Consider the following 23,981-nt stretch of genomic DNA (forward strand, 5'->3'; position numbering starts at 1 on the left):
TTCCAAGCAAGCCTCATTAAGGAGTCAAAATGAAAAAACTACTCGTCGCCAATCGTGGAGAAATCGCCGTTCGTGTCTTTCGTGCCTGTAATGAACTCGGACTTTCTACTGTAGCCGTCTATGCAAGAGAAGATGAATATTCTGTTCATCGCTTTAAAGCAGATGAATCTTATCTAATCGGTCAAGGGAAAAAACCAATTGATGCCTATTTGGATATTGATGATATCATTCGTGTTGCCCTTGAATCAGGAGCAGATGCTATTCACCCAGGTTATGGCCTCTTATCTGAAAATCTCGAATTTGCTACCAAAGTTCGCGCAGCAGGTTTAGTTTTTGTGGGTCCTGAACTTCATCATTTGGATATTTTTGGTGATAAAATTAAAGCTAAAGCAGCTGCTGATGAAGCAAAAGTGCCAGGAATTCCCGGAACAAATGGAGCAGTAGATATTGATGGCGCTTTAGAATTTGCTAAAACTTACGGTTATCCAGTTATGATTAAAGCCGCTTTAGGTGGTGGTGGTCGCGGAATGCGAGTTGCGCGTAATGATGCTGAAATGCATGATGGTTATGCTAGAGCAAAATCAGAAGCAATTGGAGCTTTTGGTTCTGGCGAAATCTATGTTGAAAAATATATTGAAAATCCAAAACATATTGAAGTCCAAATTCTTGGAGATCGTCATGGAAATATTATTCACCTCCATGAGCGTGACTGTTCAGTCCAACGACGTAATCAAAAAGTCATTGAAATTGCGCCAGCCGTGGGACTTTCACCAGACTTCCGTAACGAAATATGTGAAGCAGCAGTCAAACTTTGTAAAAATGTTGGCTACGTTAATGCTGGTACAGTCGAGTTTCTTGTTAAAGATGATAAATTTTATTTCATCGAAGTAAACCCACGTGTTCAAGTTGAACATACAATTACGGAACTCATCACAGGTGTAGATATTGTTCAAGCTCAAATTTTGATTGCTCAAGGTAAAGACTTACATAGAGAAATTGGACTTCCAGCACAGTCTGAAATTCCACTTTTGGGTTCAGCAATTCAATGTCGAATCACAACAGAAGATCCACAAAATGGATTCTTGCCAGACACAGGTAAAATTGATACCTACCGTTCACCAGGTGGTTTTGGTATACGTTTAGATGTCGGAAATGCCTACGCTGGATATGAAGTAACTCCATATTTTGATTCACTTTTAGTAAAAGTTTGTACTTTTGCCAATGAATTTAGTGACAGCGTAAGAAAAATGGACCGAGTTCTCCATGAATTCCGTATTCGTGGGGTTAAAACAAATATTCCTTTCTTGATTAATGTTATTGCTAATGAAAACTTCACAAGTGGTCAAGCAACAACAACCTTTATTGATAATACACCAAGTCTGTTCAACTTCCCACGTTTACGTGACCGTGGAACAAAAACGCTGCATTATTTATCAATGATTACAGTTAATGGCTTTCCAGGGATTGAAAATACTGAAAAACGTCATTTTGAAGAACCGCGTCAACCTCTTCTTAATCTTGAAAAGAAAAAGACAGCCAAAAATATCTTAGACGAACAAGGCGCTGATGCTGTTGTTGATTATGTAAAAAATACAAAAGAAGTATTATTAACAGATACAACTTTACGTGATGCTCACCAATCCTTGCTTGCTACTCGCTTACGTTTACAAGACATGAAAGGAATTGCCCAAGCGATTGACCAAGGGCTGCCAGAACTTTTCTCAGCTGAAATGTGGGGCGGTGCAACCTTTGATGTGGCTTATCGTTTCTTGAATGAATCACCATGGTATCGTCTGCGTAAACTACGTAAACTCATGCCAAATACCATGTTTCAAATGCTCTTCCGTGGTTCAAATGCAGTTGGCTACCAAAACTATCCAGATAATGTGATTGAAGAATTTATCCGAGTAGCGGCCCATGAAGGAATTGATGTTTTCCGTATCTTTGATAGTCTCAACTGGTTACCACAAATGGAAAAATCCATTCAAGCCGTTCGCGATAATGGAAAAATTGCAGAAGCAACAATTTGTTATACGGGAGATATCCTAGATCCAAGCCGACCAAAATATAATATTCAATACTATAAAGACTTAGCAAAAGAATTAGAAGCAACAGGTGCTCATATCTTGGCGGTTAAAGATATGGCGGGTTTATTGAAACCTCAAGCTGCCTATCGTTTGATTTCAGAATTAAAAGATACCGTTGATTTGCCAATTCATTTGCATACACACGATACTTCAGGAAATGGAATTATTACATATTCTGGTGCAACTCAAGCAGGTGTAGACATTATTGACGTAGCAACAGCGAGTCTTGCTGGCGGAACATCTCAACCATCAATGCAATCTATTTACTATGCACTTGAACATGGTCCTCGCCATGCCTCAATTAATGTAAAAAATGCTGAACAAATTGACCATTATTGGGAAGATGTTCGTAAATATTATGCACCATTTGAAGCGGGTATTACAAGTCCTCAGACAGAAGTTTACATGCATGAAATGCCTGGCGGTCAATACACTAACCTAAAATCTCAGGCAGCAGCAGTTGGTCTTGGACATCGTTTTGATGAAATCAAACAAATGTATCGTAAAGTCAATATGATGTTTGGAGATATTATTAAAGTAACCCCTTCTTCAAAAGTGGTTGGAGATATGGCTCTCTTTATGATTCAAAATGATTTGACAGAAGAAGATGTTTATGCGCGTGGTAACGAACTTAATTTCCCAGAATCTGTAGTTTCATTTTTCCGTGGAGATTTAGGACAACCAGTGGGTGGCTTCCCAGAAAAATTACAAAAAATTATTGTGAAAGATAAAGCCGTAATTACTGACCGTCCAGGATTACACGCAGAAAAAGTTGATTTTGAAACTGTTAAAGCAGACCTAGAGCAAAAGATTGGCTATGAACCAGGAGATCACGAAGTTATCTCATATATCATGTATCCACAAGTTTTCCTTGATTATCAAAAAATGCAAAGAGAATTTGGAGCAGTTACACTACTTGACACTCCTACTTTCTTACATGGAATGCGTCTCAATGAAAAAATTGAAGTTCAAATTGAAAAAGGTAAAACACTCAGCATTCGTTTAGATGAAATAGGAGAACCTGACCTAGCTGGAAATCGTGTTCTCTTCTTTAACCTAAATGGTCAACGTCGAGAAGTCGTAATTAATGACCAATCTGTACAAACTCAAGTTGTGGCTAAACGCAAAGCCGAAACAGGAAATCCAAACCAAATTGGAGCTACTATGCCAGGTTCTGTTCTTGAAATTTTAGTTAAAGCTGGTGACAAAGTTCAAAAAGGTCAAGCCTTGATGGTTACTGAAGCCATGAAAATGGAAACAACTATTGAAGCACCATTTGATGGCGAGATTGTTGACCTTCATGTGGTTAAAGGTGAGGCAATTCAAACTCAAGACTTGTTAATCGAAATTAATTAATATAAATTAAACCTACCTTTTGGGTAGGTTTTTTATTTTTCTTCAAAAAAATATTTAAATTTTCAGAAAATATATAATTTTCGGAATAAAAAGTGTATAATAATGAAAGAGATGGAGGCGTTTATGAATTTATTAAGTAAAGAAGAAAAAATGATTAAAAATTCACAAATTCCTAGTGAATTTTACAAAAAGTACAATGTTAAAAAAGGTTTAAGAGACATTAATGGGAAAGGAGTTTTAGCGGGTTTAACCAATATTTCGGCGATACATTCTTTTGATAAAGAAGGAAACCAAATTCCCGGTATTTTAGAGTATCGAGCTTATAATATCAAAGATATTATTAATGATTTAAGAAAAGAAAATCGTTTTGGTTTTGAAGAAATAACTTATCTATTATTATTTGGAGAACTTCCCACAGCAAATGAACTTCATGAATTTCAAAGTCTTTTAGCCAGCAGGAGAACTCTACCAGAATTTTTTGTCCGTGAAACTATCTTAACCAACCCTTCGAGTGATGTGATGAATTCGATGAGCCGTTGTATACTAGCTCTTGCTAGTTATGATGAGAAAGTTTCAGATATCTCGATTGAAAATGTTTTAGAACAATCTTTGGGACTTATTGCTGATTTTCCACTTCTTGCGATTTACAGTTACCAATCTTATGTTCATTATTTTAAAAAAGAAAGTCTTTATATTCATTATCCTGATCCAAAAATGACGACCGCTGAGAATATTTTACGAATGCTTCGTCCAGACTGCCATTACACAGAGGTAGAGGCTAAAGTATTAGATATTGCCTTGATTCTTCATATGGAACATGGTGGAGGTAACAATTCGACTTTTACCACTCATGTGGTCACTTCAAGTGGAACAGATACTTATGCTACAATTGCTGCTGCCCTCTCCAGTTTGAAAGGGCCTAAACACGGTGGAGCTAATATTAAGGCAGCAAAAATGTTGGAAAATATAAAAGAAAATATTTCTAATTATGAAGATGACGCTGAAATAGAAAAGTATCTCCATAAAATCTTAAATAAAGAAGTTTTTGATAAGCAAGGATTAATTTATGGTATTGGTCACGCCATTTATAGTGTAAGCGACCCACGATTTGAGGTTTTTAAGTCCTATGTAGAGACTTTAGTAAAAGAAAAAGGATTGGAAGAGGAATTCAAGTTATATGAAAAAGTTGCAAGGCTAGCTCCTAAAGTAATATCGGAAAATCGAAAAATATATAAAACGATTTGTCCAAATGTTGATTTCTACTCTGGCTTTGTCTATAGAATATTAGAAATTCCACAAGAATTATTTACTCCATTATTTGCGATTGCTAGAATTGTAGGTTGGTTAGCACATCGTATAGAAGAACTAATTAATATGAATAAGATTATCCGTCCAGCCTATGAAAGTGTCTTAGAATCAAAAAAATATATAAAATTGGGGGAAAGATGAAAAAAATAAGTATTTCTAATAAAATATACCATTATTATGATATCTCAGAAACTGAAAGAATTGAAGATTTTCCATATAGTTTACGAGTTCTTTTGGAAAGTTTGATTAGACAGAAAAATGATGAGAATATTAATCAGGATCATATTCAATCCGTTAAAGACTATTTAAAAGGGGAAGTTGGTCAAGAAACAGTTTTCTTACCAAGTCGTGTGGTTCTTCAGGATTTCACAGGAGTACCAGCTATTGTTGACCTTGCGGCAATGAGAGACGCAATGGTTAAATTAGGAAAGAACCCTGAATTAATTAACCCAGAAATTCCAGTGGATTTGGTAATTGACCATTCTGTTCAAGTAGATTTTCAAGGAAATGAAGAGGCTTTTCTGTTAAATTCAAAAAAAGAATTTGAACGTAATCGTGAACGTTACGAATTTTTAAAATGGGCAGAGCAATCTTTTGATAACTTTAGAGTAGTCCCTCCAGCAACTGGTATTATTCACCAAGTAAATATTGAATATTTAAGTGAAGTAATTACCGAAAAAAATGGCGTTTTATATCCAGATAGTGTTTTTGGTACAGATAGCCATACAACAATGATTAATGCCCTTGGTGTTCTTGGTTGGGGAGTAGGAGGAATTGAAGCAGAAGCAGTGATGCTAGGAGAGCCTAGCTCATTGACTGTTCCAGAAGTAGTAGGAGTTAGATTAATAGGTAAGTTAGGTGCATTTGCTACTGCAACAGATTTAGCTTTGACAATCACAAAAATTTTACGAGATGAAAAAGTGGTAGGAAAATTTGTTGAATTTTTTGGAGAAGGATTAAAAAATTTAAGTTTAGCAGATAGAGCGACAATTTCAAATATGGCTCCTGAGTATGGTGCCACCTGTGGTTATTTTCCGATTGATAATGAAACTTTGAAATATCTTCGAGCGACAAATCGTTCTGAGGAAGTGGTTGCGCGAGTAGAAACCTATGCAAAGGCAAATAAGTTATTTTATGACGAAAAACATGAACCATACTACAATAAGATAATTAATATTGATTTAAATGAAGTAGCAACACGATTATCAGGTCCCTCTCGTCCCCAAGATATGCTTGAATTGTCTGAGTTAGCAAATAACTTTGAAAACTTTGCTAAAAAACAAAAACCTCTGAAAGAAGAGGATGGAAAAATTGCAATTGCCGCTATTACAAGTTGTACCAATACGAGTAATCCACATGTTATGATGATGGCGGGATTACTTGCAAAAAATGCAGTAGAACAAGGACTTGCGGTTTCTAGCTGGGTTAAAACTTCATTAGCTCCTGGTTCAAAAGTTGTTACCTCTTATTTAGAGAAGGCGGGTCTTCTTCCTTATCTTGAAACGTTGGGATTTTATGTAGTAGGATATGGCTGTACAACCTGTATAGGTAACTCAGGACCACTTTTAAGTGAAATGGAAACGGAGATTAGAAATAAAGAACTGATTGCAACGAGTGTTTTAAGTGGCAATCGAAATTTTGAAGGTCGAATTCATCCATTAGTGAAGGCGAACTATCTGGCAAGTCCTCCATTAGTAGTTGCGTATGCTTTAGCGGGTTCTGTTCGTAAAAATCTAACAACTGTTGCTCTGGGGACTAATCTAGAAGCTGAAAAGGTATATTTGAAAGATATTCTGCCAACTTCTGATGAAGTGAATGATTTAGTACAAAAATACGTAACAAGTGATTTATATGCTGAAAGTTATGCTAAGATTTTTGATGAAAATACAGTCTGGAACAATATCAAAACAAAGAAAAGTGAAGTTTATGACTGGAAATCTGAATCTACCTATATTTCTAATCCACCATATTTTGAAAACTTAACTATGATAAATAAGCCGATAGCTTCACTTTCAAATTTACATGTTTTAGCAAAATTTGGCGATTCTATCACGACTGACCATATTAGTCCAGCAGGGAATATCCCTTTAAAATCCCCAGCTGGGGATTATCTAAGTTCTCGAGGACTTGCTTATAAGGATTTTAATAGTTTTGGTTCAAGACGCGGAAATGATAAAGTAATGACAAGGGGAACATTTGCTAATATCCGTATCAAAAATCAGCTTGTTGCTCCTCTTGAGGGAGGCTATTCTCTATTCAATAATGAAACATTACCTATTTATGAGGTAGCAAAAAAATATAAAGAAAAAGGGCAAGGATTAATCGTTCTTGCTGGTAAGGATTATGGAATGGGATCGAGTCGAGACTGGGCGGCTAAGGGAACAAAATTACTTGGAGTCAAGGCTGTAATTGCTGAGAGTTTTGAACGTATTCATCGAAGTAATCTCGTCATGATGGGTGTTCTTCCTCTGCAGTTTTTAGATAATGAAAATGCCGAAACTTTAGGATTAAGTGGTTATGAAAGTTTTTCTATCGAGCTACCAGAAAATCCCAAAATTCATGAAAAAATTACTGTATATACTGACGAAAAAAATTTTGAGGTTCTTTTACGCTTTGATTCTCAGGCAGATTTAGATTACTATGCGAATGGCGGTATAATGCCTTATGTGATTCGCAAAAAATAAAAAAATAGGTGAAAATTATTATGAAAATTGAGATGGAAAATGGAAAATTAGTTGTGCCAAATTATCCAACAATTGGATATATTAGTGGAGATGGTGTTGGCGAAGATATTTTTCCTCAGGCGCAGAAAGTTTTTGATGCTGCGGTTTTAAAAATTTATGATCAAAAAAAGAAAATAGATTGGCAAAAATTGTTGGCAGGAGGAGAAGCGTTTGAGAAATGTGGAGAATATTTGCCCAAAGAGACTCTCGCTCATATTAATGAAAATTTAATTGCAATAAAGGGTCCACTAATGACCCCAGTTGGGGAAAGCTTTCGTTCAATTAATGTTACTTTAAGACAAAAAATGGATTTATATGCTTGCGTAAGACCAGTTGAATATTTTAAAGGAATAAAATCCCCAGTTAAAGCGCCAGAAAAAGTTGACATGACAATTTTTCGAGAGAATACAGAAGATATTTATGCAGGTATTGAATTTGCTAGTGAAACAAATGAATCTTACAGCTTATTAAAATTTTTAGAAAAAGAATTGAATATCCATTCTATTCGCTTCCCAAAAACTTCGGCACTAGGAATAAAACCTGTTAGTCCTGAAGGAAGTAAACGACTGGTTAATGCGGCTTTTGATTATGCTCTGAAAATGAACAAAAAACGAGTGACCTTTGTTCACAAGGGAAATATTATGAAATTTACTGAAGGAGGATTTAGAAATTGGGCCTATGAGGCTGCTAAGGAATATCCAACTTTTACAAAACTAGAATACGATAAAATCAAAAATGAAAGAGGAAGTTTACAAGCTGAAAATGAGAAAAAAGCAGCATTAAAATCAGGAAAAATTTATGTAGATGATGTAATTGCTGACAACTTCCTCCAACAGATTATTTTAAATCCTGACAATTTTGAAGTAATTGCCACTCTTAATTTAAATGGTGATTATATTTCAGACGCACTTGCCGCACAGGTTGGAGGAATCGGAATTGCACCAGGTGCGAATATTAATTATAAAAGTGGTCATGCTATTTTTGAAGCAACTCATGGAACAGCTCCAGATATTGCTGGAAAAAATATAGCAAATCCTTCTAGTTTAATTTTATCTGGAGTGATGATGTTTGAGTATTTAGGCTGGCAAGAGGTAGCTGAATTAATCAAACATGCTCTTTCATTTTCATTCATGAATGGAAATTTGACAGCTGATTTAGGTGGAAAACTTTCAACTTCAAAATTTTCCGACGTTTTGATTGATTTTATAAAAACATATTAAAAAATTACATTGATAATCAGAAAAATAAAAAAGCCCTGAAATCAGGGCTTTTAAAATTTACATCATTATTTTAAGGAATTATTTTCCATAATTTCATCGATGAAACCATATTCCAAAGTTTCTTTGGCGTCCATCCAATGGTCACGTTCGGCATCTTTGTGAATTTGTTCAAGTGAACGATTAGAATTATCAGCAAGGATTTGTTCCAAACGTTTACGAGTTTTCAAAAGTTGCTCAGCAACAATAGCCATATCAGTTTGTTGAGTGCCTTGACCTGTACCACCCATTGGTTGGTGAATAAGATATTCAGCATTTGGCAACATGAATCGTTTGCCTTTTGTTCCGCTTGAAGCAATGATTGTTCCCATAGAGGCAGCCATTCCCATAACGATAGTTTGAACATCTGATTTGATAAAATTCATTGTATCAACAATGGCAAGACCAGCAGATACAGAACCGCCAGGGGTATTTACGTAGAGATAAATATCTTTAGTGTTATCTTGTGCGTCCAAGAAAAGAAGTTGAGCAATGATAGAGTTTGCCATTCCATCTTCAACAGGTCCTGTCAGCATGATAATGCGGTCTTTTAAAAGTCGTGAATAAATATCATAAGCACGTTCGCCACGGCTTGATTGTTCAATAACGGTAGGTACTAAATAACCCATAGATTGAATCTCCTTTATAAATAAGATATGAATTTAATTTTAGATAAAATTGAATTCATTTGTTTATTTTTCTATATTATAACTCATTGGTCAAAAAAGGTCAAAGAATATTGTTTTTTTTTATGACTTTTCCTAAAACTTGATAAAAAAAGAGTTTAAACTTTCTTAACGCTTTCAAATTTGTTATAATTATGACATGAATACAGAACTTATTATTGCAATGATTTTTGGTCTGATTATTGGCGCGTGGCTAATGGTTGCAGGCATCTACATTTACAAAATTTATGATGAAAATCGTTATAAGAAACGATTAACAATTGAAAAATTACTTCGTGAAATTGAAGTTCGTAACACACTTAATCAAAAAGTTATTGAAATTCTTAATCGCCCAATTACTGGGAGTGATAAAGAATTAATTAATCCTCAAAGTGATGTAAAAGTTCCTTTTTACGATTATAATTTTTTGAAGAACTACACTTCAATGTATAATTTATACATTCCAACTTATTTTTTGAATACATTTTTCAAAAAGCTCTCTCACCATTTAGCTGTATTTGATGACGAGCAGGACTTGAAAAATGGGGGATATATTTTCAAAGAGTCTCGTACAATTTTCGAGAATTTTTCTGTCGAAATTACTGATGATATTGAGGCAAAAAAACGAGAGTTACAAAAGGCTAAAAATGTTTATCCATCAATGTTGAAAAAACAACATTATAATATCTAAAGCATGAAAAAAACTACTGATTTCAGTGGTTTTTTTATTGAAAAAATTTGTGAAAAAAATTTGAAAAGGTCTTTTTTTAAGTCTATAAATATGGTATAATTGTACAATCATTGATGTTTAATACTATTAGATAAATAAATATACACGAAGGAGAGACGATGATCACAATCTATACAGCACCCTCTTGTACGAGCTGTAAAAAAGCTAAAACTTGGCTTTCATATCACCACATCCCATTTAACGAAAGAAATCTCATCGCGGATCCTTTATCAACAACAGAGATTAGTCAAATTCTACAAAAATGCGACGATGGTGTTGAAGGATTAATTTCAAGTAGAAATCGCTTTGTGAAGACTTTGGGTGTTGATTTTGAAGATATTTCACTTTCACAAGCAATTAAAATTATTTCTGAAAATCCACAAATCATGCGCCGTCCAATTATTATGGATGAAAAACGTCTTCATGTTGGATATAATGAAGAAGAAATTCGCGCTTTTTTACCTCGTACAGTTCGTGTTTTAGAAAATGGTGGCGCTCGTTTGCGTTCAGCAATTTAATTCATAATTAAAATATTCATTTATTGGAATTTTTATAGACGCATTTGCGTCTTTTTTTGTTTAAAAAAACCACTGCCAGAAAGGAACAATGGTTTTTTGTTGAGTACATAGTAATTATTATTGGATAATAAAAGAAAATGAATTAAAAAAATATTTTATGTTTATTGTTATCCTTCAAATTCAATATCATCAAGCGTTGTGGCTGAAATAAAAATTGTGGGTAAGTATGGATCAACTGCAGAAACTGCAGCAAGTGAAAGGAGCAGTAAACTTTTAAATTCCATGATGAACCTCCAACCAAAAGATATTTGTGAAAATATTATAACACAATTTTCTGAAAATTCAACCTTTTTGTTTTTCTTATCTGATGCTTGAGGTAATTATTTTTGAAGGAGCTTTACTTGCCATTCGTTTCCTTCTTGAATAATTCCCCTGAGTGAATTAATAAACATAACGAGCCAGGTAAAAGCTACAGCAAAAGCAATAATTTCAAAGACCGTTAATGAGAGATAGTGAATTCCCATAAAGGCAACGGCAGACAAAATTAATGCTATCAAAGCAGTCCAAGATAATGCTAAAAATTCTTTAGAAATGGTGGGAACTAACCATTTAAGAAAGATAATCATAATAAGAACAACCGCAACCAGACCAAATGCAGAATTATTATGTATAGGCATTGTCCATGATTGGGCTGGAAAAATTCCGACGAAAGCGATCAAAAATGCTATGAGAATATAAAAAACACGAATTATTTTAAATTTATAATTGTAAAGGCTACTCTTAGAAAACTCGGCAAAGAGAAAATCAGTTATGGTTAGAAGAATAAGAGCAGAAAATATTAAGGTGATATTGAACTGCCAGTGCTGCGTGGCTTCACCGGTTCCTAAGAAGCTGAAATTATGTTGCCACCAATCTTTTTGATTGTTTGTCGCCATTGAAACAAGAATACCTCCTATGAAAGTAATAAAAAGTAGCAAAATAAGATTAGGTAAAGTGACGGAAAGAGCTGCTGAAATAAGAAAATAAAAGATGATTCCAACAAATACTAAGACAAGAAACCCTGCAGTAAAGGGGTCAAAAGTTACTCCGCTAAATGTTTTGCCAATTATGTACCAAAAAATGATTTGAACAGCGAAAGAAATACTTGTATAGGCTACTGATAGCGTTAAAGTTTCTCTAAAAATTTTAAATTTAGATTTGGATAAGTCACAACTTTTGCGAAGATAAGTCCATATGAAACCAAAAAAACCAAAAAGGGTTGATAGAATTATGCTCAAACTTGCAACAGAGAGGTGGCGGCTCCCCGTAAATGCGATTTGTGGATGATTGGTACTTAAAAAGATAAGCAATGCAATTATTCCAGATGCTAAACTAGGTACTATAAAATAGTGTAAAGCTAAATTTTGTTTATTGGTATGATTAATTTTCGGATTTTCTAATAATATCTGTTGATTTTCTAAACGGATTGATAGTTGGTCATTTTCTGCATAATCACTTAATTTATTATAAAGTTCTTCAGGGATTTCTAAGTAATTTTTAGTCATGATATTCTTTCTAGCTTTAAAATAATGGAAAATTCATTTATATAGTACATATTATAAATTCATACATTCTAATAATATTTTACCATTTAACTTACTAAAGGGGTTACTGGAACTTATTTGTTTTGGGAACGGAGGGATAATTTGAGTTTTAATATAATTATATATTGTGTTGTAGTCAAAACAATATAAAATGGATTGACTTACGATATGGATAATGTTAAAATATAATTAATTAAATAAACGACTAGGTTGGGCGCAAGCTTCAAGACATATCTCCAAGGGTGAGGAGATTGTTTTGAGGTTTGCGCTCTTTTTTGTCGTTTTTTACTAGAAAGGGATGATATGAAATTTTATCAAAAATCCAAAGAAGAATTATTACATAGTTATGATGTTAAGATAAATAGGGGACTTTCGAGTACTCAGGTTACTGATAATCGAGAAAGATATGGTGAAAATAAACTTCCAGAAGAAAAGGAAGAAAGCTATTTAAAAGTATTTTTTAAAAGTTTTAAAGAACCAATAATCATTGTTTTATTAGGGGCAGTCGCTCTATCATTTTTTAGTTCATTTTATTCATTCCAAATAGTTGGAGATAAAAAACATGGTTTAGAATCTTTATATGAAGCGATTGCTATAGCTATCTTGATTATTATAAATGCATTTTTAGGTTTTTGGCAAGAAATCAGTGCTCGTAAAAATTTAAATTCACTAAAAGAAATGAACAATCGTTTTGCATCTGTACTAAGAAATGGAGCCTTAGAAAAAATTTCATCAAATGAGCTAGTCGTTGGTGATATCGTAAAAGTTACAGTAGGTGATTTTGTGGAGGCCGATATAAGATGGTTAGAGCTTGATGAACTTCAATTAATTGAGTCTCATTTAACGGGTGAAGCTGATGCTATAATAAAAAATATAGAGGTCATTAATGAAAACGTCGAAATTGGTGATCAAACGAATATGGGATTTTCTGGCTCTATCGTTTCAAATGGACAGGGAATTGGAATAGTTGTAGCCACGGGAGAAAACACAGAACTTGGGAAAATTTCTCAGTTGATGAAAGATGAGGGAATAAAATCATCTCCATTACAAGAAACAGTAAAAAAACTTACTAAAACACTGATGAAAATATCCGCTGGGATTGTTTTATTAACTTTTGTATTTGGATTAATCAGTTCTGGAGAATTTTCAATTAACTCAATTACTTCAGTATTTTCAACCTCAATCGCTCTTGCAGTTGCCTCTATTCCAGATGCTTTACCAGTTGTTCTCTCAATAGTGTTGACAATCGGTGCAGTCAAAATGTCAAAAAATAAAGGTTTGATTAAAACGCTAAGTAGTGTGGAAACATTAGGAAGTACTTCTTACATCTGTTCTGATAAAACAGGTACATTGACCCAAAATGAGATGACCGTTACAAAATTTTATGCTAATGGCCAACTGTATAATGTAGATGGTCTGGGATATCGTTCCATTGGTGAAATTCACTTGGTATCAAAAGGTGAAAAAAATGTAAATTTTGCTCAATTTATGAAAAATATCGTTTTGTGTAATGATTCAAGTGTCAAAGAAGTTGAGGGGCAAGTAAAAACTTTTGGTAATCCTACAGAAGTTGCTCTTACCGTTCTTGGTAGTAAAGCCGGCTATAGTAAGAATAAGTTATTAAAAAACAATAAAATTATAAGAACTCTTCCTTTTAGTAGCAGTAGAAAAATGATGAGCGTTATTGTTCAAAATGATGAAGGATTTTACGTTTATACCAAAGGAGCACCGGATGTTTTAATGGAAAAAGCTTCGGGGATTTTGATTGGAGATATAGTTGACCAATCTGATCAGTCAAAAGTTAACTTTATTAAAGTGGTAGATGATTATGCGGATGAAGCACTAAGAACCTTGGCTGTGGCCTACAAAAAAGTTGATGAAGAAGAGGCATTATACGGAGCCACGGAAGACGTAGAAAAAGATTTTATATTAACGGGAGTTGCAGGAATAATTGATCCTCCACGAGAAGAAGTGAAAAAATCTATCAGACAACTTCATGATGCAAATATTAATGTGGTTATGATTACAGGGGATCATGAAAAAACAGCTCGTGCGATTGCCTATGATTTGGGGATTGTAAAGGAAAAAAATGCAATAGTTTTAAAAGGAATTGACCTTGAAGAAATGTCAGATCAGGAGCTTTATGCAGAAGTAAAAAATGTTAATGTTTATGCAAGAGTGACACCAGAGCATAAGCAACGTATTGTTAAACAGCTCCAAAATCATCAACAAGTTGTTGCTATGACCGGAGACGGAGTAAATGATGCTCCAGCTTTAAGAGCTGCTGATATTGGAGTGGCGATGGGAATTACTGGTACAGAAGTAACTAAAGATTCTGCAGATCTCATTTTACTAGATGATAAATTTACAACGATAGAAAAATCAGTTTATAGCGGTCGTACTATCTATGCCAATATAAAAAACTTTATGAGACACGAACTGACAACAAATGTTGCTGAAGTTTTGGCCCTTGTATTAGGTTTAGTTTTATTTAGAAGTAGTGTTGGAAATGTAGCAGCAATGACTCCGACATTGACTGCTTTAATGGTTCTTTGGGTTAATATGGTGAGTGACGCGATTCCATCTTTTTCTTTGGGTTATGATGTTGCCGAAACAGATTTGATGAAAGAAAAACCACGGAACCCTAATGAATCTATTCTTGCTAACCACACGTGGTCTAGGGTTTTGATTAGGGGAACAGTTATGGGAGCGATGGTTTATCTTGGATTTCTCCTAGCTGCTCAAAATGGATTGAACGCTAGTGAAGCACAAACAGTTGCATTTCTGACTTTAGTTTATGGACAATTATGGCATGTATTTGATGCGAGAAGTTCAAGAACATTGTTCAGACGCAATCCTTTTGGGAATATTAGACTTGTTGGAGCAGTGTTATTTGCAGGAGTTTCTTCATTTTTAGTAACAATCATTCCGTTTTTCAATAGTGTGATGGGAACTGCTCAGTTAACATTACCTGTATATCTACTTGTGATTTTTATTCCTGCTCTACCTACACTAATATTGTCAGGAATAAAAGAAGTTTTTAAAATAAAAATATGGTAAATTGATGCAAAAGTACTTACTTCAGTAAGTGCTTTTTTTGTATGTTACTAATTAAAACCTAATATATGTTTTTGATTTCTAATTTTGCTATTTAGAGCATTACCTATTATGCTTAAAATTAGCAAAAGTGCTATTATATAAAGGTTTTTTGCGATTTTTTAATTTATAAATATTTTACTTTATGGTTTTTAGTAATAATTAAAGGTGAAAAATATTATTATAATGAGTGTATATGTAATTTAAATATTACAATATTTCTTTTTATTATGTTATACTGTGATGAGTTCGTGGATTGCAATCAAAAATTAATGATTTTCGATAATTATAAATCCATATTAAATTAAAGTTAGGATAATGACATGATTTCGAGACAAGTTAGTGATGTAAAGGAAAAGTAATTACAAAGTTTGAATTGAGCGGTTATAACCCAAATTAAAGAAAGGATTTACAGTAGCAAAATTTGTCTGCTATAAATATAGAAAAATGAAACGTAATTCATCAATAGATTTAATGAAAAGTTGTGCAATATTCTTTGTCATTTCGGTCCATTTTTTATTAAATTCGGGCTTTTATGATATGACAATTCATTCCACTTTAGGAATTTTTTGGATTGGGATAAGAACGATTTTAATTACTTGTGTGCCCTTGTTTTTAGTAGCAACTGGATTTTTAATGAATCGAAAAGAGTTAAATGCTCAATATGTTCTGGGAATAGTTCCTGTCATCATTTCTTATATAGGTATATCTTTATTAGTATGGGGAGTTCTATCTCTTGTTGGAAAAGGAAGCGACTTCTCTAAAGCCATAAATGGAATTTTTGATTATTCAACCGATTCTTACTCTTGGTATGTTGAAATGTATTTAGGACTTTATCTTTTTATCCCTTTATTAAATATTATCTGGAATTATAAAAAAGAAATCAAAAATTATCATTTATATATTGTCTTCATCGCAAGTTTGCTAACATTCTTACCCTCTTTATTAAATAGTTTTGGAAAAGTTATTCCAGACTATTGGCAAATTTGTTATCCCGTTAGTTATTATTTTATCGGAGCTTGCCTTTATACTTATCAAAATGAAATAAAGAAAATTTCAATAGGAAAACTTGTTACAGCATTCTTAAGTGCACTTACAATTTTTACTTTGACGGACACTTTTGCAAGTTGGAATCAAGAATTCCAGTGGCTAGACCACAATGATTATTTTGGTTATCAAACAGCCATAATGACAGTATTAGTTATAGCAATCTTGTGGAGAATTCCCATTCCAAAATGGAGCGTTAGGTTGCTAAAGGCTCTATCTACCGCTACTTTGACTATCTATCTTATATCCGATTTAACGGATCAGTTTGTCTATGGATTTTTTAAGCATGAAATTCCAAACTTAAGTCAACGAGTGATAGCAGGACCGATTATTATTCCAGTAGCCTTTACTAGTGCGGCATTACTAGGAATTTTTGTGGGAAAAGTTTTAAATTTCCCTTTTAAGAGAAAAAAAGAAAGAAAGGAAAATTAAAACTATGATAATCTCAACAATGGTAGATGTTTATGTTGTTTATTATCCGATTATCTTGTCCTACATTTGGGCAAGTGGTGCTTTTTTATCTCGGTGGAAAGAAAGAGATAAGAAATCAATTGATGAAACAAAAGAATTTGAAAAAATTAGTATTGTTATTTCTGCGTACAATGAAGAAGAAACGATTGAGGAAGTTTTATTATCACTACGTAATCTAAATTACCCTTCCTTAGAGATCTTTATTGTTGATGATAAGAGTAGTGACCGCACTTTGGAGAAACTTTATGAAGTAAAAAAATCTTTCGACGATTGGGAAACATTAACTATTCTTGAGCAAAAGGAAAATAAGGGAAAAGCCACGGCTTTAAATGTTGCTTTGCAACAAGTTAACAGCAAGTATATGCTTGTTATTGATGCGGATTCATATCTTTCTAAAGATGCTCTATCTTATTTATTGGCCGAATTAACTTCTAGTTCAGATATTGGGGCTGTGACTGGACGACCTATTGTTAGAAACAGAACAACTCTATTGGGGAAATTACAAACCTTAGAGTATTTAAGTGTGATTGATGCGATTAAGAGAGCACAAAGTCTTTTTCTAGGCGCTATAATGACCGTATCAGGTGTGATTGTTATGTATCGTGTAGAGGCTTTGAAAGAAATTGGGGGCTTTAATACCGAAGTGATGACGGAAGACATTGATGTCACTTGGCGACTTCATCGTAATCAATGGAAAGTCAAATATGTCCCTAAAGCCTTAAGCTATATTCTCGTTCCTGAAAATTTAAAATCTCTTTTAAAGCAACGGAGAAGATGGGCAGTTGGTGGAGTAGAAGTATTAATTTCAAATTTATCATGGGTTTTTAAAAGAGGAGAATTTAAACATCGGTTTCTTTTGATTGAAATGATTTGTAGTCATATTTGGAGTTGGTTTTTCTTAATAGAATCTTATCAGTATTTTCTCCAAATGCTGTTAAATCAAGAATTCAAAGTATCGGGTCAAATTATCGTGATTTTTGTTCTTATTTCATTTTTTGTATTCTTTTTAGGACTTAATAATGATAAAGGGGAGAGTCGCTTATCCTTGACTGATAAATTAATATTTCCAGCTTATCTAGTTGCTTATTGGTTTCTAAATTTGATTAGTGCTCTTTCTGCTGAACTTGTTGTTTTAACTAATCGGACAAATAAAGGAAAATGGGAAAGTCCTGATAGAGGGGTGTAATAATGGAATTAGTAATACGTAAAAAAATGAAAAAACGACATTTTTTGGAATTCTTGGCTGTTTCACTATGTTGGCTGTTTATATTAATTGTTTTCATTCTTTTATTAATCTCTTTGCTGGGGATATATAGTGATGGAATTATCTCTGTTTTTGTAATCATTGGGTTTCCAATAACAAATTGGGAAGATATAATTTATGATTTTTTTTGTCTTCTTTCAATATTAACGATTCCTAGTCTTTATATTTTAACGAAGGAGGCTTAGATTTATAATATGAAATTTAGTAAAAAGAATATTTTTTTGATATTGATGTTTGGTCTTATTGCTATCTTGGTGTTTATGTCCACACGTGAAACAAAAAAATATGTACAAGATGGAAAAAAGGAGCAGCCAGATTTTGCTTATGAGAGTTTGCTTAAAGACAATGATGGAATTATTGTTCTTTGTTATCACCGTGTGTTAAAAGATACGGTGTTTACAAATTTCGCTTATTCAATTTCGCATAATTCTCAACTCCATGAATATAATGTATTCTTGCAAGATTTTGAACAGCAAATGACATTTTTAAAGAAAAATCATATTAAAGTTTTGACTAGTTCAGAACTGATAGAGAAGCTTAATAAAAAAGAGGTGATTGGCAAAGCAGTAGTGATTACTTTTGATGACATTGATAAGTCTTTGCCAGAGAACGCTTATCCAATAATGAAAAAATTAGACTTACCCTTTACGCAATTCATTATCACGGGAAAAGTTGGACAAACCATTGATGGTTCACAAATGTCGACTTGGAAAGAAATAAAGAAAATGAATGAAAATCCTTTGATTACTTCAGGGCTGCATACGAATGACTTACATTATCAAGAAAACTTTGAACCGATTTTATCTACTAATATTTCAAAAAAAGTAGTGCAAAAAGATTACCAAAAAAGTCAGAAAGCATTTGGTGAGAAGTTAGATCAAAAAGGAAAAGTTTTTGCTTATCCCTATGGAGCACAAAATAAAGACTTAGAAGATTATATGCTACAAGATGGAATTCAAGGAATATTCACACTATCTCCAGGTGTAGTGACTAATGAAACACTATATAGTAATATTCCTAGGTTGATTGTTACGAAGGATAATTGGAAAACTATCAAACATTGGCTCTTAAGTGAAGGGACACAATAATAAGAGAAAATAAGAAGGAGATATTCATGAAGGCGAAGAATAAGTCATTTAAATTATTAATGGTTCTGAGTTTATTGATGTGCTTGGTTGGAATTAATTTATTTAAACCTTCAAATATATTTGCTGCTGAATATGGAAATAAATTTATAACGGGACATGAACTGACTGATGATTTGGGAAATCCGAAAACAGATTTTGGTATTTATGATGATGTTCAGGCTCATTGGGATTTTGATATTCCAGTGGGAAGCGTTTCTCAGGGGGATACAATGAGTGTCAATGTTCCTGATTTATTAACTTTATCAAAAGATATTACTTTTGAAATAAAAGATGAAGCTGGAAATATTATCGGAACGGCAGTTGCTAATCATCTTACGGAGGTGGTAACTGTTACTTTTTCAAAACTTGTTGAAAATGCAACTTCAGACATTAAAGGTTCATTTTCCGTTTGGGTTAATTGGGATGAACAAAAAGTAGAGGAAGACACAAGGGTAGTAGTTGATTGGAAAGATGGAGGAACAACAGAGGTTAACATTGGTCCGGCAACAGGACCGGATAAAGATGAGGTACTTTATAAATGGGGATGGGTTGACGAGAATGATTCAACCTTAATTCATTGGCAGGTTCGGATCAATTATGCTAAAGAAAATATCCAGAAAGCTATTTATACTGATATTATTGGTGGGAATCAGAATTTAGTTTCTGGTTCGATTTCGGTAGCTAATGTGACTTATAGTAGTGATGGAGAGAATTATAATGTTGATAGCTATTATCCTCAGGCTAGTATTTTAGAAAATGGCGTGAACGGATTTACCGTGAATTTAGGTGATATTTCAAATACGATTATTATCGATTATTCAACGAGGGCAACGGATGGAGGGCTTTCTCAACAGTATGAAAATAGAGGAGAATTGACGGGAGAAAATATTGAAAAACAGGTAGTAGAAGTTCATACTCCTAACAATGGTGGAAATGGAAATGCAAGTATGAAACTTTCTATTTCTGGAGAGAAAACTTGGATTGATGACAATAATGCACGTGGTTTAAGAACAAGTTTTATTAGTATTGAGTTATATCGGAATGGAGAGAAAGTTGATTCACGAGATGTGACGGCTAAAGAAAATTGGAAATATTCGTTTACCAATTTGGATAAGTATGATGAAAGTGGGAAACTTTACGATTATGATGTAAAAGAGGTTTCTGTTAGTAATTACACGAGTCAACAAGAGGGGTATAATTTTATAAATACAATCATCCCTGTTAAAGAAGAAGCTCCTGAAAAAACCGACCAATCAATTACTACTCCTAGTTCATCCTCACAAGTAATGTCGACTTCGTCTTCTTCAATGGAATCAGAAACGTCTGAAGAGTTGCCTAAAATGGGGGATAGCCCACGGGATTTTTTCAAAGTGTTGGGAATACTTCTATTGATTTCTGGGGTGCTTGGAATGATTTATATTAAGAGAAAATCAAAAATTTAATTATCTGAGTTGATGTAAAAGAAAAGGAGTTATCAATTATTTGAAACTCCTTTTATATATTGTAGGCTCTCAACTTTTATGAAAGTGTTGAAGACTTTTTATTTTTATATACAGTAATCGCGATTTGACATAAACATCCGATTATAAAGCCTAAAACCGCCGGAAGAATCCAACCCATTCCTAGGGAGAAAAAGGGTAGAAAGTCTTTAGCAAAATTAATTATTACTGATATGAAAGTAATTGTGTGAAGACTGGCTGGAAGAGCATTGAGTCCGTCGATAATAGCCGCTAAAAGTGTAAAAGCAGTTGTTATCTGATAAACGAGTCTAGAATGTTTAAAAAGCGGGCTTAATAAAGCTAATAAAATAAGGATAATGGCTAAGGGATATAAAAACATGAGGACTGGAACTGAAAGTTCTATAATTTTTGTCAAACCAATATTTGCAAAGATGCAAGGAAGAATACTTACGATGAGGAGATAAAAACGGTATTCTTTTTTAGGAAATAATTCGGCAAAGGTTTCAGAAAAGGCAGACATTAAGCCAACGGCTGTTTTTAAGCAAGCGATGATGACAATGAGTGCTAAGATAATCATGCCGAAATTTCCTAAGTAGTGGTTGGAAATTTGAGCGAGAGCAATTCCACCATTTTCACTAATAGCAAATTGCCCAAGACTCATAGTACCTAGGTAAGAAAGGCAGGTGTAAATGATAGCCATTAGTCCTACACTGATGAGGCCAGCTTTTATGGTTTCTTTAGCAATAATTTTAGGATTTTTTACGCCACGTTGGCGAATAGTTGTGATGATAATGATTCCAAAAGCTAAGGCGGCCAAGGCATCAAGAGTATTGTAACCTTGTGTGAAACCTGTCAAAATAGGAGAGGCTTGATAGGCTTTACCAATTTCTGCTTGGCTAACTTTTCCTAATGGATGAGTGAAAGCAATGACCAAAATAATACCTAACAAAACCAAAAAGAGGGGATTTAAAAATTTTCCGATATAATCTAAGAGTTTTGTTGGCTTTCTGGACAGAAACCAGGCGGTTCCAAAGAAAAGGATACTAAAAAGAGCCAATAGTGGAGCTTGGAGTTCATGACTTAAAAAAGGTGAAATTCCAATTTCAAAAGAAGTGGTTGCTAAGCGAGGAAGAGCAAAAAAGGGGCCAATAACGAGATAAAGTAAAATTGTAAAAATATAAGCATAAATACGATTGACTCGGGAAGCTAACTCAAAAACCCCGTTACTTTGAGAAATTCCCAGGGCGATAATTCCTAAAAAGGGAAAGCCGACTGCCGTAATTAAAAAACCAAAATTTGCTTGTGAAATAGCGGCTCCGGCCTCTTGACCCATATGTATTGGAAAAATTAAATTTCCAGCACCAAAGAAAAGTCCGAATAACATTGACCCTATAAAGAGGTAATCTTTACCAGCTAATTTTTCCTCCATAAATACTCCTTATAATTGATTTGTTTGATAGATAAAATAATGAATTATTATAGCAAAAAAATTGTGAATTTACAACACAATTTTATAGAAAACATGACGATTGATTTTATTAAGCCTTTTAAATTACCAAGTAAATTCAGAGTTAAAGTAAAGTTTGAAGAAAAATTTTTCTCTTGCTTAATTTAGAATACATAAAAAAGACCCCGCTAAAAGGTCTTTTATATTTAAAAATTAGCTTATTTCAAAACATCAGTTAATTCTTCTTTGTGTTCTCTGAAATATTTGACGGCATAAGGGCAAGTGGCTCCTAATTTTAATTGTTCGCGTCTTGCTTTTTGGATTCCGGCAAGAACTAATTTTTCGGCTAGGCCTTGACCGCGATAGTCAAGTGAAACGCCAGTATGAGTGATTATTATTGAATTATTCATAGGCATATAGGCCATTTCGCCAATGACTTCTCCTTTATCTGACAGGAGTTCAAATAGATTTTCTCTTTCAATAATGTTCATTAGTTTTTCTCCTTCGCCAAATATTTTAGTGCTCCGGAAGGGCATCTATTGATTACTGATTGATTGGAAGCGATATCGCCATTATCGGGGATAATCCAAGGCTTACGGCCAACTTCAAATACTAAAGGATTTCCTCTAACACATTCACCTGCATGTTCACAAATTGCTACATTGTAGTAAATATCCATTTTTCCGCCATGATATTTACGATAATTTTTTTTAATAACTCTTCTTCGGTTACATCATTTCCAAATAGTTTTGAATTACTCATTTACTTCCTCCTGTTTACAATTGTAATTTTTAAAATGAAATTTGTCAAGGTAATTAGTAAAGGTAGTATACAAATTTTTGAAATTATATGAAGGAACTAAGAAGGGATGAAAGAGATCTACAGATTATAAAAAAGGAAATATAATTTATGGTGGATTAATCAATTATAAATTAATAAAAAGCCCTAATAATAACTAAAAGTCTTTATTGACTTATAAAAAATTACAGCCAAGGAGTTTCAAAGAGAAATGGAAATTTTTGATACACATATAAAGTGCGTTTTAACCTAGTTTTAAAAGATTTACTGTTAATAAAAATAAAGTGAACCAAAGAACTAACCAAAGCAAAACTATACAGCATTTACTTTATCCAAAACCTACTGTAAAATCTATAGTAGGTTTTGTAGTTTAAAATATTAAAGTAAATTTACAAATAACTCTTAAGTGAGATAGTCTAAATAAATGAATTGATGTGCACCCCAAAAGTTAGACTTTTTATCCAGGTATTTATGCTTGGATTTTTTATTGTTTAATTCCCTTTTTTGTATACAAGCTCGTATTCTTAACAAATAATTGGCATATCGGGTTTAAAAATACTATGTGTTTTAAGGAATCTCTCATGAGTTTGACGCCAATAACTTAGATTAAAATCACCGTCACCTTATTTTTAGGCACGTTCGGCAGTAACCTTATCAAATGTATCTCAGTCATTGAGTTTCATGATAGTATTTACTATTTTGATGGTTTTTGTTATTATCCAATCGTTAAAATGACAAAAACAAATAGATAAATAGATAAATAGATAAATATTTATGGGGAGGACAAGTGAACTTATCATGATTAATTGTAAACGATTGAGTTCTGAATGTTTCAAATTATGAGGAACAACAGAAGTTGGACTATTCTTTAAACGCCTCGACAATACCATCACTCTTCATTAGCCTAAAATTAACAAGTTAAAATCATTAGAATAATCTCTTTTACAAAAAATATTTATTTAAGTTATAGTTGACGAATATTTAATAATTTTATTAATATCTTGATTTTCTAGTTCCTGAATAATATAGAGATAGGTTTATTGAG

Annotated in this window: 15 protein-coding genes, 1 pseudogene and 1 other annotated feature; of the genes and pseudogenes, 11 read left to right on the forward strand and 5 right to left on the reverse strand. The window is 33.3% G+C overall.

The window, feature by feature from the left end; translation table 11 throughout:
* The first annotated feature begins 29 nt into the window (after positions 1–29).
* The 4 genes from ACRYLU_RS03240 (at position 30) to icd (ending at position 8,694) form a co-directional block, all read left to right on the forward strand.
* Positions 30–3,443, forward strand: coding sequence for a pyruvate carboxylase (locus ACRYLU_RS03240; protein ID WP_038599633.1), 3,414 nt, complete (start codon positions 30–32; stop codon positions 3,441–3,443).
* A gap of 123 nt (positions 3,444–3,566) precedes the next feature.
* The gene (locus ACRYLU_RS03245) at positions 3,567–4,892 is read left to right on the forward strand and encodes a citrate/2-methylcitrate synthase (protein ID WP_445081204.1); all 1,326 of its coding nucleotides are present in this window, start codon (positions 3,567–3,569) and stop codon (positions 4,890–4,892) included.
* Positions 4,889–7,435 carry an aconitate hydratase AcnA gene (gene acnA / locus ACRYLU_RS03250; protein WP_445081205.1) on the forward strand — a complete coding sequence of 849 codons (2,547 nt, stop codon included), beginning with the start codon at positions 4,889–4,891 and terminating at the stop codon, positions 7,433–7,435. The genes ACRYLU_RS03245 and acnA overlap by 4 nt, the downstream gene beginning before the upstream one ends.
* A gap of 20 nt (positions 7,436–7,455) precedes the next feature.
* Positions 7,456–8,694, forward strand: a complete 1,239-nt coding sequence (gene icd, locus ACRYLU_RS03255; RefSeq protein ID WP_038599642.1) for an NADP-dependent isocitrate dehydrogenase — start codon at positions 7,456–7,458, stop codon at positions 8,692–8,694.
* A 65-nt stretch (positions 8,695–8,759) separates the two neighbouring features.
* Here icd and ACRYLU_RS03260 read toward each other — a convergent pair whose 3' ends face one another.
* Positions 8,760–9,359 carry an ATP-dependent Clp protease proteolytic subunit gene (locus ACRYLU_RS03260; RefSeq protein ID WP_003129593.1) on the reverse strand — a complete coding sequence of 200 codons (600 nt, stop codon included), beginning with the start codon at positions 9,357–9,359 and terminating at the stop codon, positions 8,760–8,762.
* Between the two features lie 196 nt (positions 9,360–9,555).
* Between ACRYLU_RS03260 and ACRYLU_RS03265 the strand changes: the two genes are divergently transcribed.
* Both ACRYLU_RS03265 and spx read left to right on the forward strand, forming a co-directional pair.
* Complete coding sequence (locus ACRYLU_RS03265) at positions 9,556–10,086, forward strand: hypothetical protein (protein ID WP_003129594.1); 531 nt, start codon at positions 9,556–9,558, stop codon at positions 10,084–10,086.
* A gap of 158 nt (positions 10,087–10,244) precedes the next feature.
* A complete protein-coding gene (gene spx / locus ACRYLU_RS03270; RefSeq protein ID WP_003129597.1) occupies positions 10,245–10,643 on the forward strand; it encodes a transcriptional regulator Spx in 399 nt (132 codons plus the stop codon).
* A gap of 380 nt (positions 10,644–11,023) precedes the next feature.
* Here spx and ACRYLU_RS03275 read toward each other — a convergent pair whose 3' ends face one another.
* The gene (locus tag ACRYLU_RS03275) at positions 11,024–12,187 is read right to left on the reverse strand and encodes an ABC transporter permease (RefSeq protein ID WP_038599645.1); all 1,164 of its coding nucleotides are present in this window, start codon (positions 12,185–12,187) and stop codon (positions 11,024–11,026) included.
* Positions 12,188–12,434: 247 nt separating this feature from the next.
* Positions 12,435–12,478, forward strand: a sequence feature (sodium ion sensor (DUF1646 type); this cis-regulatory element may regulate processes involved in with the transportation of sodium ions).
* 51 nt (positions 12,479–12,529) lie between these two features.
* Between ACRYLU_RS03275 and ACRYLU_RS03280 the strand changes: the two genes are divergently transcribed.
* The 5 genes from ACRYLU_RS03280 to ACRYLU_RS03300 all read left to right on the forward strand — a co-directional run bounded on the left by ACRYLU_RS03280 (position 12,530) and on the right by ACRYLU_RS03300 (position 20,673).
* Positions 12,530–15,286 (forward strand): cation-translocating P-type ATPase, encoded by a 2,757-nt coding sequence (locus ACRYLU_RS03280; protein ID WP_445081206.1) that lies wholly within the window; start codon positions 12,530–12,532, stop codon positions 15,284–15,286.
* Between the two features lie 483 nt (positions 15,287–15,769).
* A complete protein-coding gene (locus tag ACRYLU_RS03285; protein WP_445081207.1) occupies positions 15,770–16,801 on the forward strand; it encodes an acyltransferase in 1,032 nt (343 codons plus the stop codon).
* A 4-nt stretch (positions 16,802–16,805) separates the two neighbouring features.
* Positions 16,806–18,026, forward strand: coding sequence for a glycosyltransferase family 2 protein (locus ACRYLU_RS03290; protein WP_445081208.1), 1,221 nt, complete (start codon positions 16,806–16,808; stop codon positions 18,024–18,026).
* 272 nt (positions 18,027–18,298) lie between these two features.
* Positions 18,299–19,192: a polysaccharide deacetylase family protein gene (locus ACRYLU_RS03295; RefSeq protein WP_445081209.1), complete on the forward strand. Its 894-nt coding sequence runs from the start codon at positions 18,299–18,301 to the stop codon at positions 19,190–19,192.
* A gap of 26 nt (positions 19,193–19,218) precedes the next feature.
* Positions 19,219–20,673: a collagen binding domain-containing protein gene (locus ACRYLU_RS03300; RefSeq protein ID WP_445081210.1), complete on the forward strand. Its 1,455-nt coding sequence runs from the start codon at positions 19,219–19,221 to the stop codon at positions 20,671–20,673.
* A 76-nt stretch (positions 20,674–20,749) separates the two neighbouring features.
* On the opposite strand, the gene brnQ is transcribed toward ACRYLU_RS03300, so the two are convergent.
* The 3 genes and pseudogenes from brnQ to ACRYLU_RS03315 form a co-directional block, all read right to left on the reverse strand.
* Complete coding sequence (gene brnQ / locus ACRYLU_RS03305; RefSeq protein ID WP_058203230.1) at positions 20,750–22,120, reverse strand: branched-chain amino acid transport system II carrier protein; 1,371 nt, start codon at positions 22,118–22,120, stop codon at positions 20,750–20,752.
* A gap of 236 nt (positions 22,121–22,356) precedes the next feature.
* Positions 22,357–22,629 (reverse strand): GNAT family N-acetyltransferase, encoded by a 273-nt coding sequence (locus tag ACRYLU_RS03310; RefSeq protein ID WP_021214922.1) that lies wholly within the window; start codon positions 22,627–22,629, stop codon positions 22,357–22,359.
* Positions 22,629–22,900: pseudogene (locus ACRYLU_RS03315) on the reverse strand ((4Fe-4S)-binding protein). The gene ACRYLU_RS03310 and the pseudogene ACRYLU_RS03315 overlap by 1 nt, the downstream one beginning before the upstream one ends.
* Positions 22,901–23,981 lie beyond the last annotated feature (1,081 nt).

This window comes from Lactococcus sp. KTH0-1S (assembly GCF_052544945.1).

Coding starts and splice junctions, on each gene's coding strand:
- ACRYLU_RS03240 (WP_038599633.1), top strand. CDS start 30: ATGAAAAAACTACTCGTCGCCAATCGTGGAGAAATCGCCGTTCGTGTC.
- ACRYLU_RS03245 (WP_445081204.1), top strand. CDS start 3,567: ATGAATTTATTAAGTAAAGAAGAAAAAATGATTAAAAATTCACAAATT.
- acnA (WP_445081205.1), top strand. CDS start 4,889: ATGAAAAAAATAAGTATTTCTAATAAAATATACCATTATTATGATATC.
- icd (WP_038599642.1), top strand. CDS start 7,456: ATGAAAATTGAGATGGAAAATGGAAAATTAGTTGTGCCAAATTATCCA.
- ACRYLU_RS03260 (WP_003129593.1), bottom strand. CDS start 9,359: ATGGGTTATTTAGTACCTACCGTTATTGAACAATCAAGCCGTGGCGAA.
- ACRYLU_RS03265 (WP_003129594.1), top strand. CDS start 9,556: ATGAATACAGAACTTATTATTGCAATGATTTTTGGTCTGATTATTGGC.
- spx (WP_003129597.1), top strand. CDS start 10,245: ATGATCACAATCTATACAGCACCCTCTTGTACGAGCTGTAAAAAAGCT.
- ACRYLU_RS03275 (WP_038599645.1), bottom strand. CDS start 12,187: ATGACTAAAAATTACTTAGAAATCCCTGAAGAACTTTATAATAAATTA.
- ACRYLU_RS03280 (WP_445081206.1), top strand. CDS start 12,530: ATGAAATTTTATCAAAAATCCAAAGAAGAATTATTACATAGTTATGAT.
- ACRYLU_RS03285 (WP_445081207.1), top strand. CDS start 15,770: ATGAAACGTAATTCATCAATAGATTTAATGAAAAGTTGTGCAATATTC.
- ACRYLU_RS03290 (WP_445081208.1), top strand. CDS start 16,806: ATGATAATCTCAACAATGGTAGATGTTTATGTTGTTTATTATCCGATT.
- ACRYLU_RS03295 (WP_445081209.1), top strand. CDS start 18,299: ATGAAATTTAGTAAAAAGAATATTTTTTTGATATTGATGTTTGGTCTT.
- ACRYLU_RS03300 (WP_445081210.1), top strand. CDS start 19,219: ATGAAGGCGAAGAATAAGTCATTTAAATTATTAATGGTTCTGAGTTTA.
- brnQ (WP_058203230.1), bottom strand. CDS start 22,120: ATGGAGGAAAAATTAGCTGGTAAAGATTACCTCTTTATAGGGTCAATG.
- ACRYLU_RS03310 (WP_021214922.1), bottom strand. CDS start 22,629: ATGAACATTATTGAAAGAGAAAATCTATTTGAACTCCTGTCAGATAAA.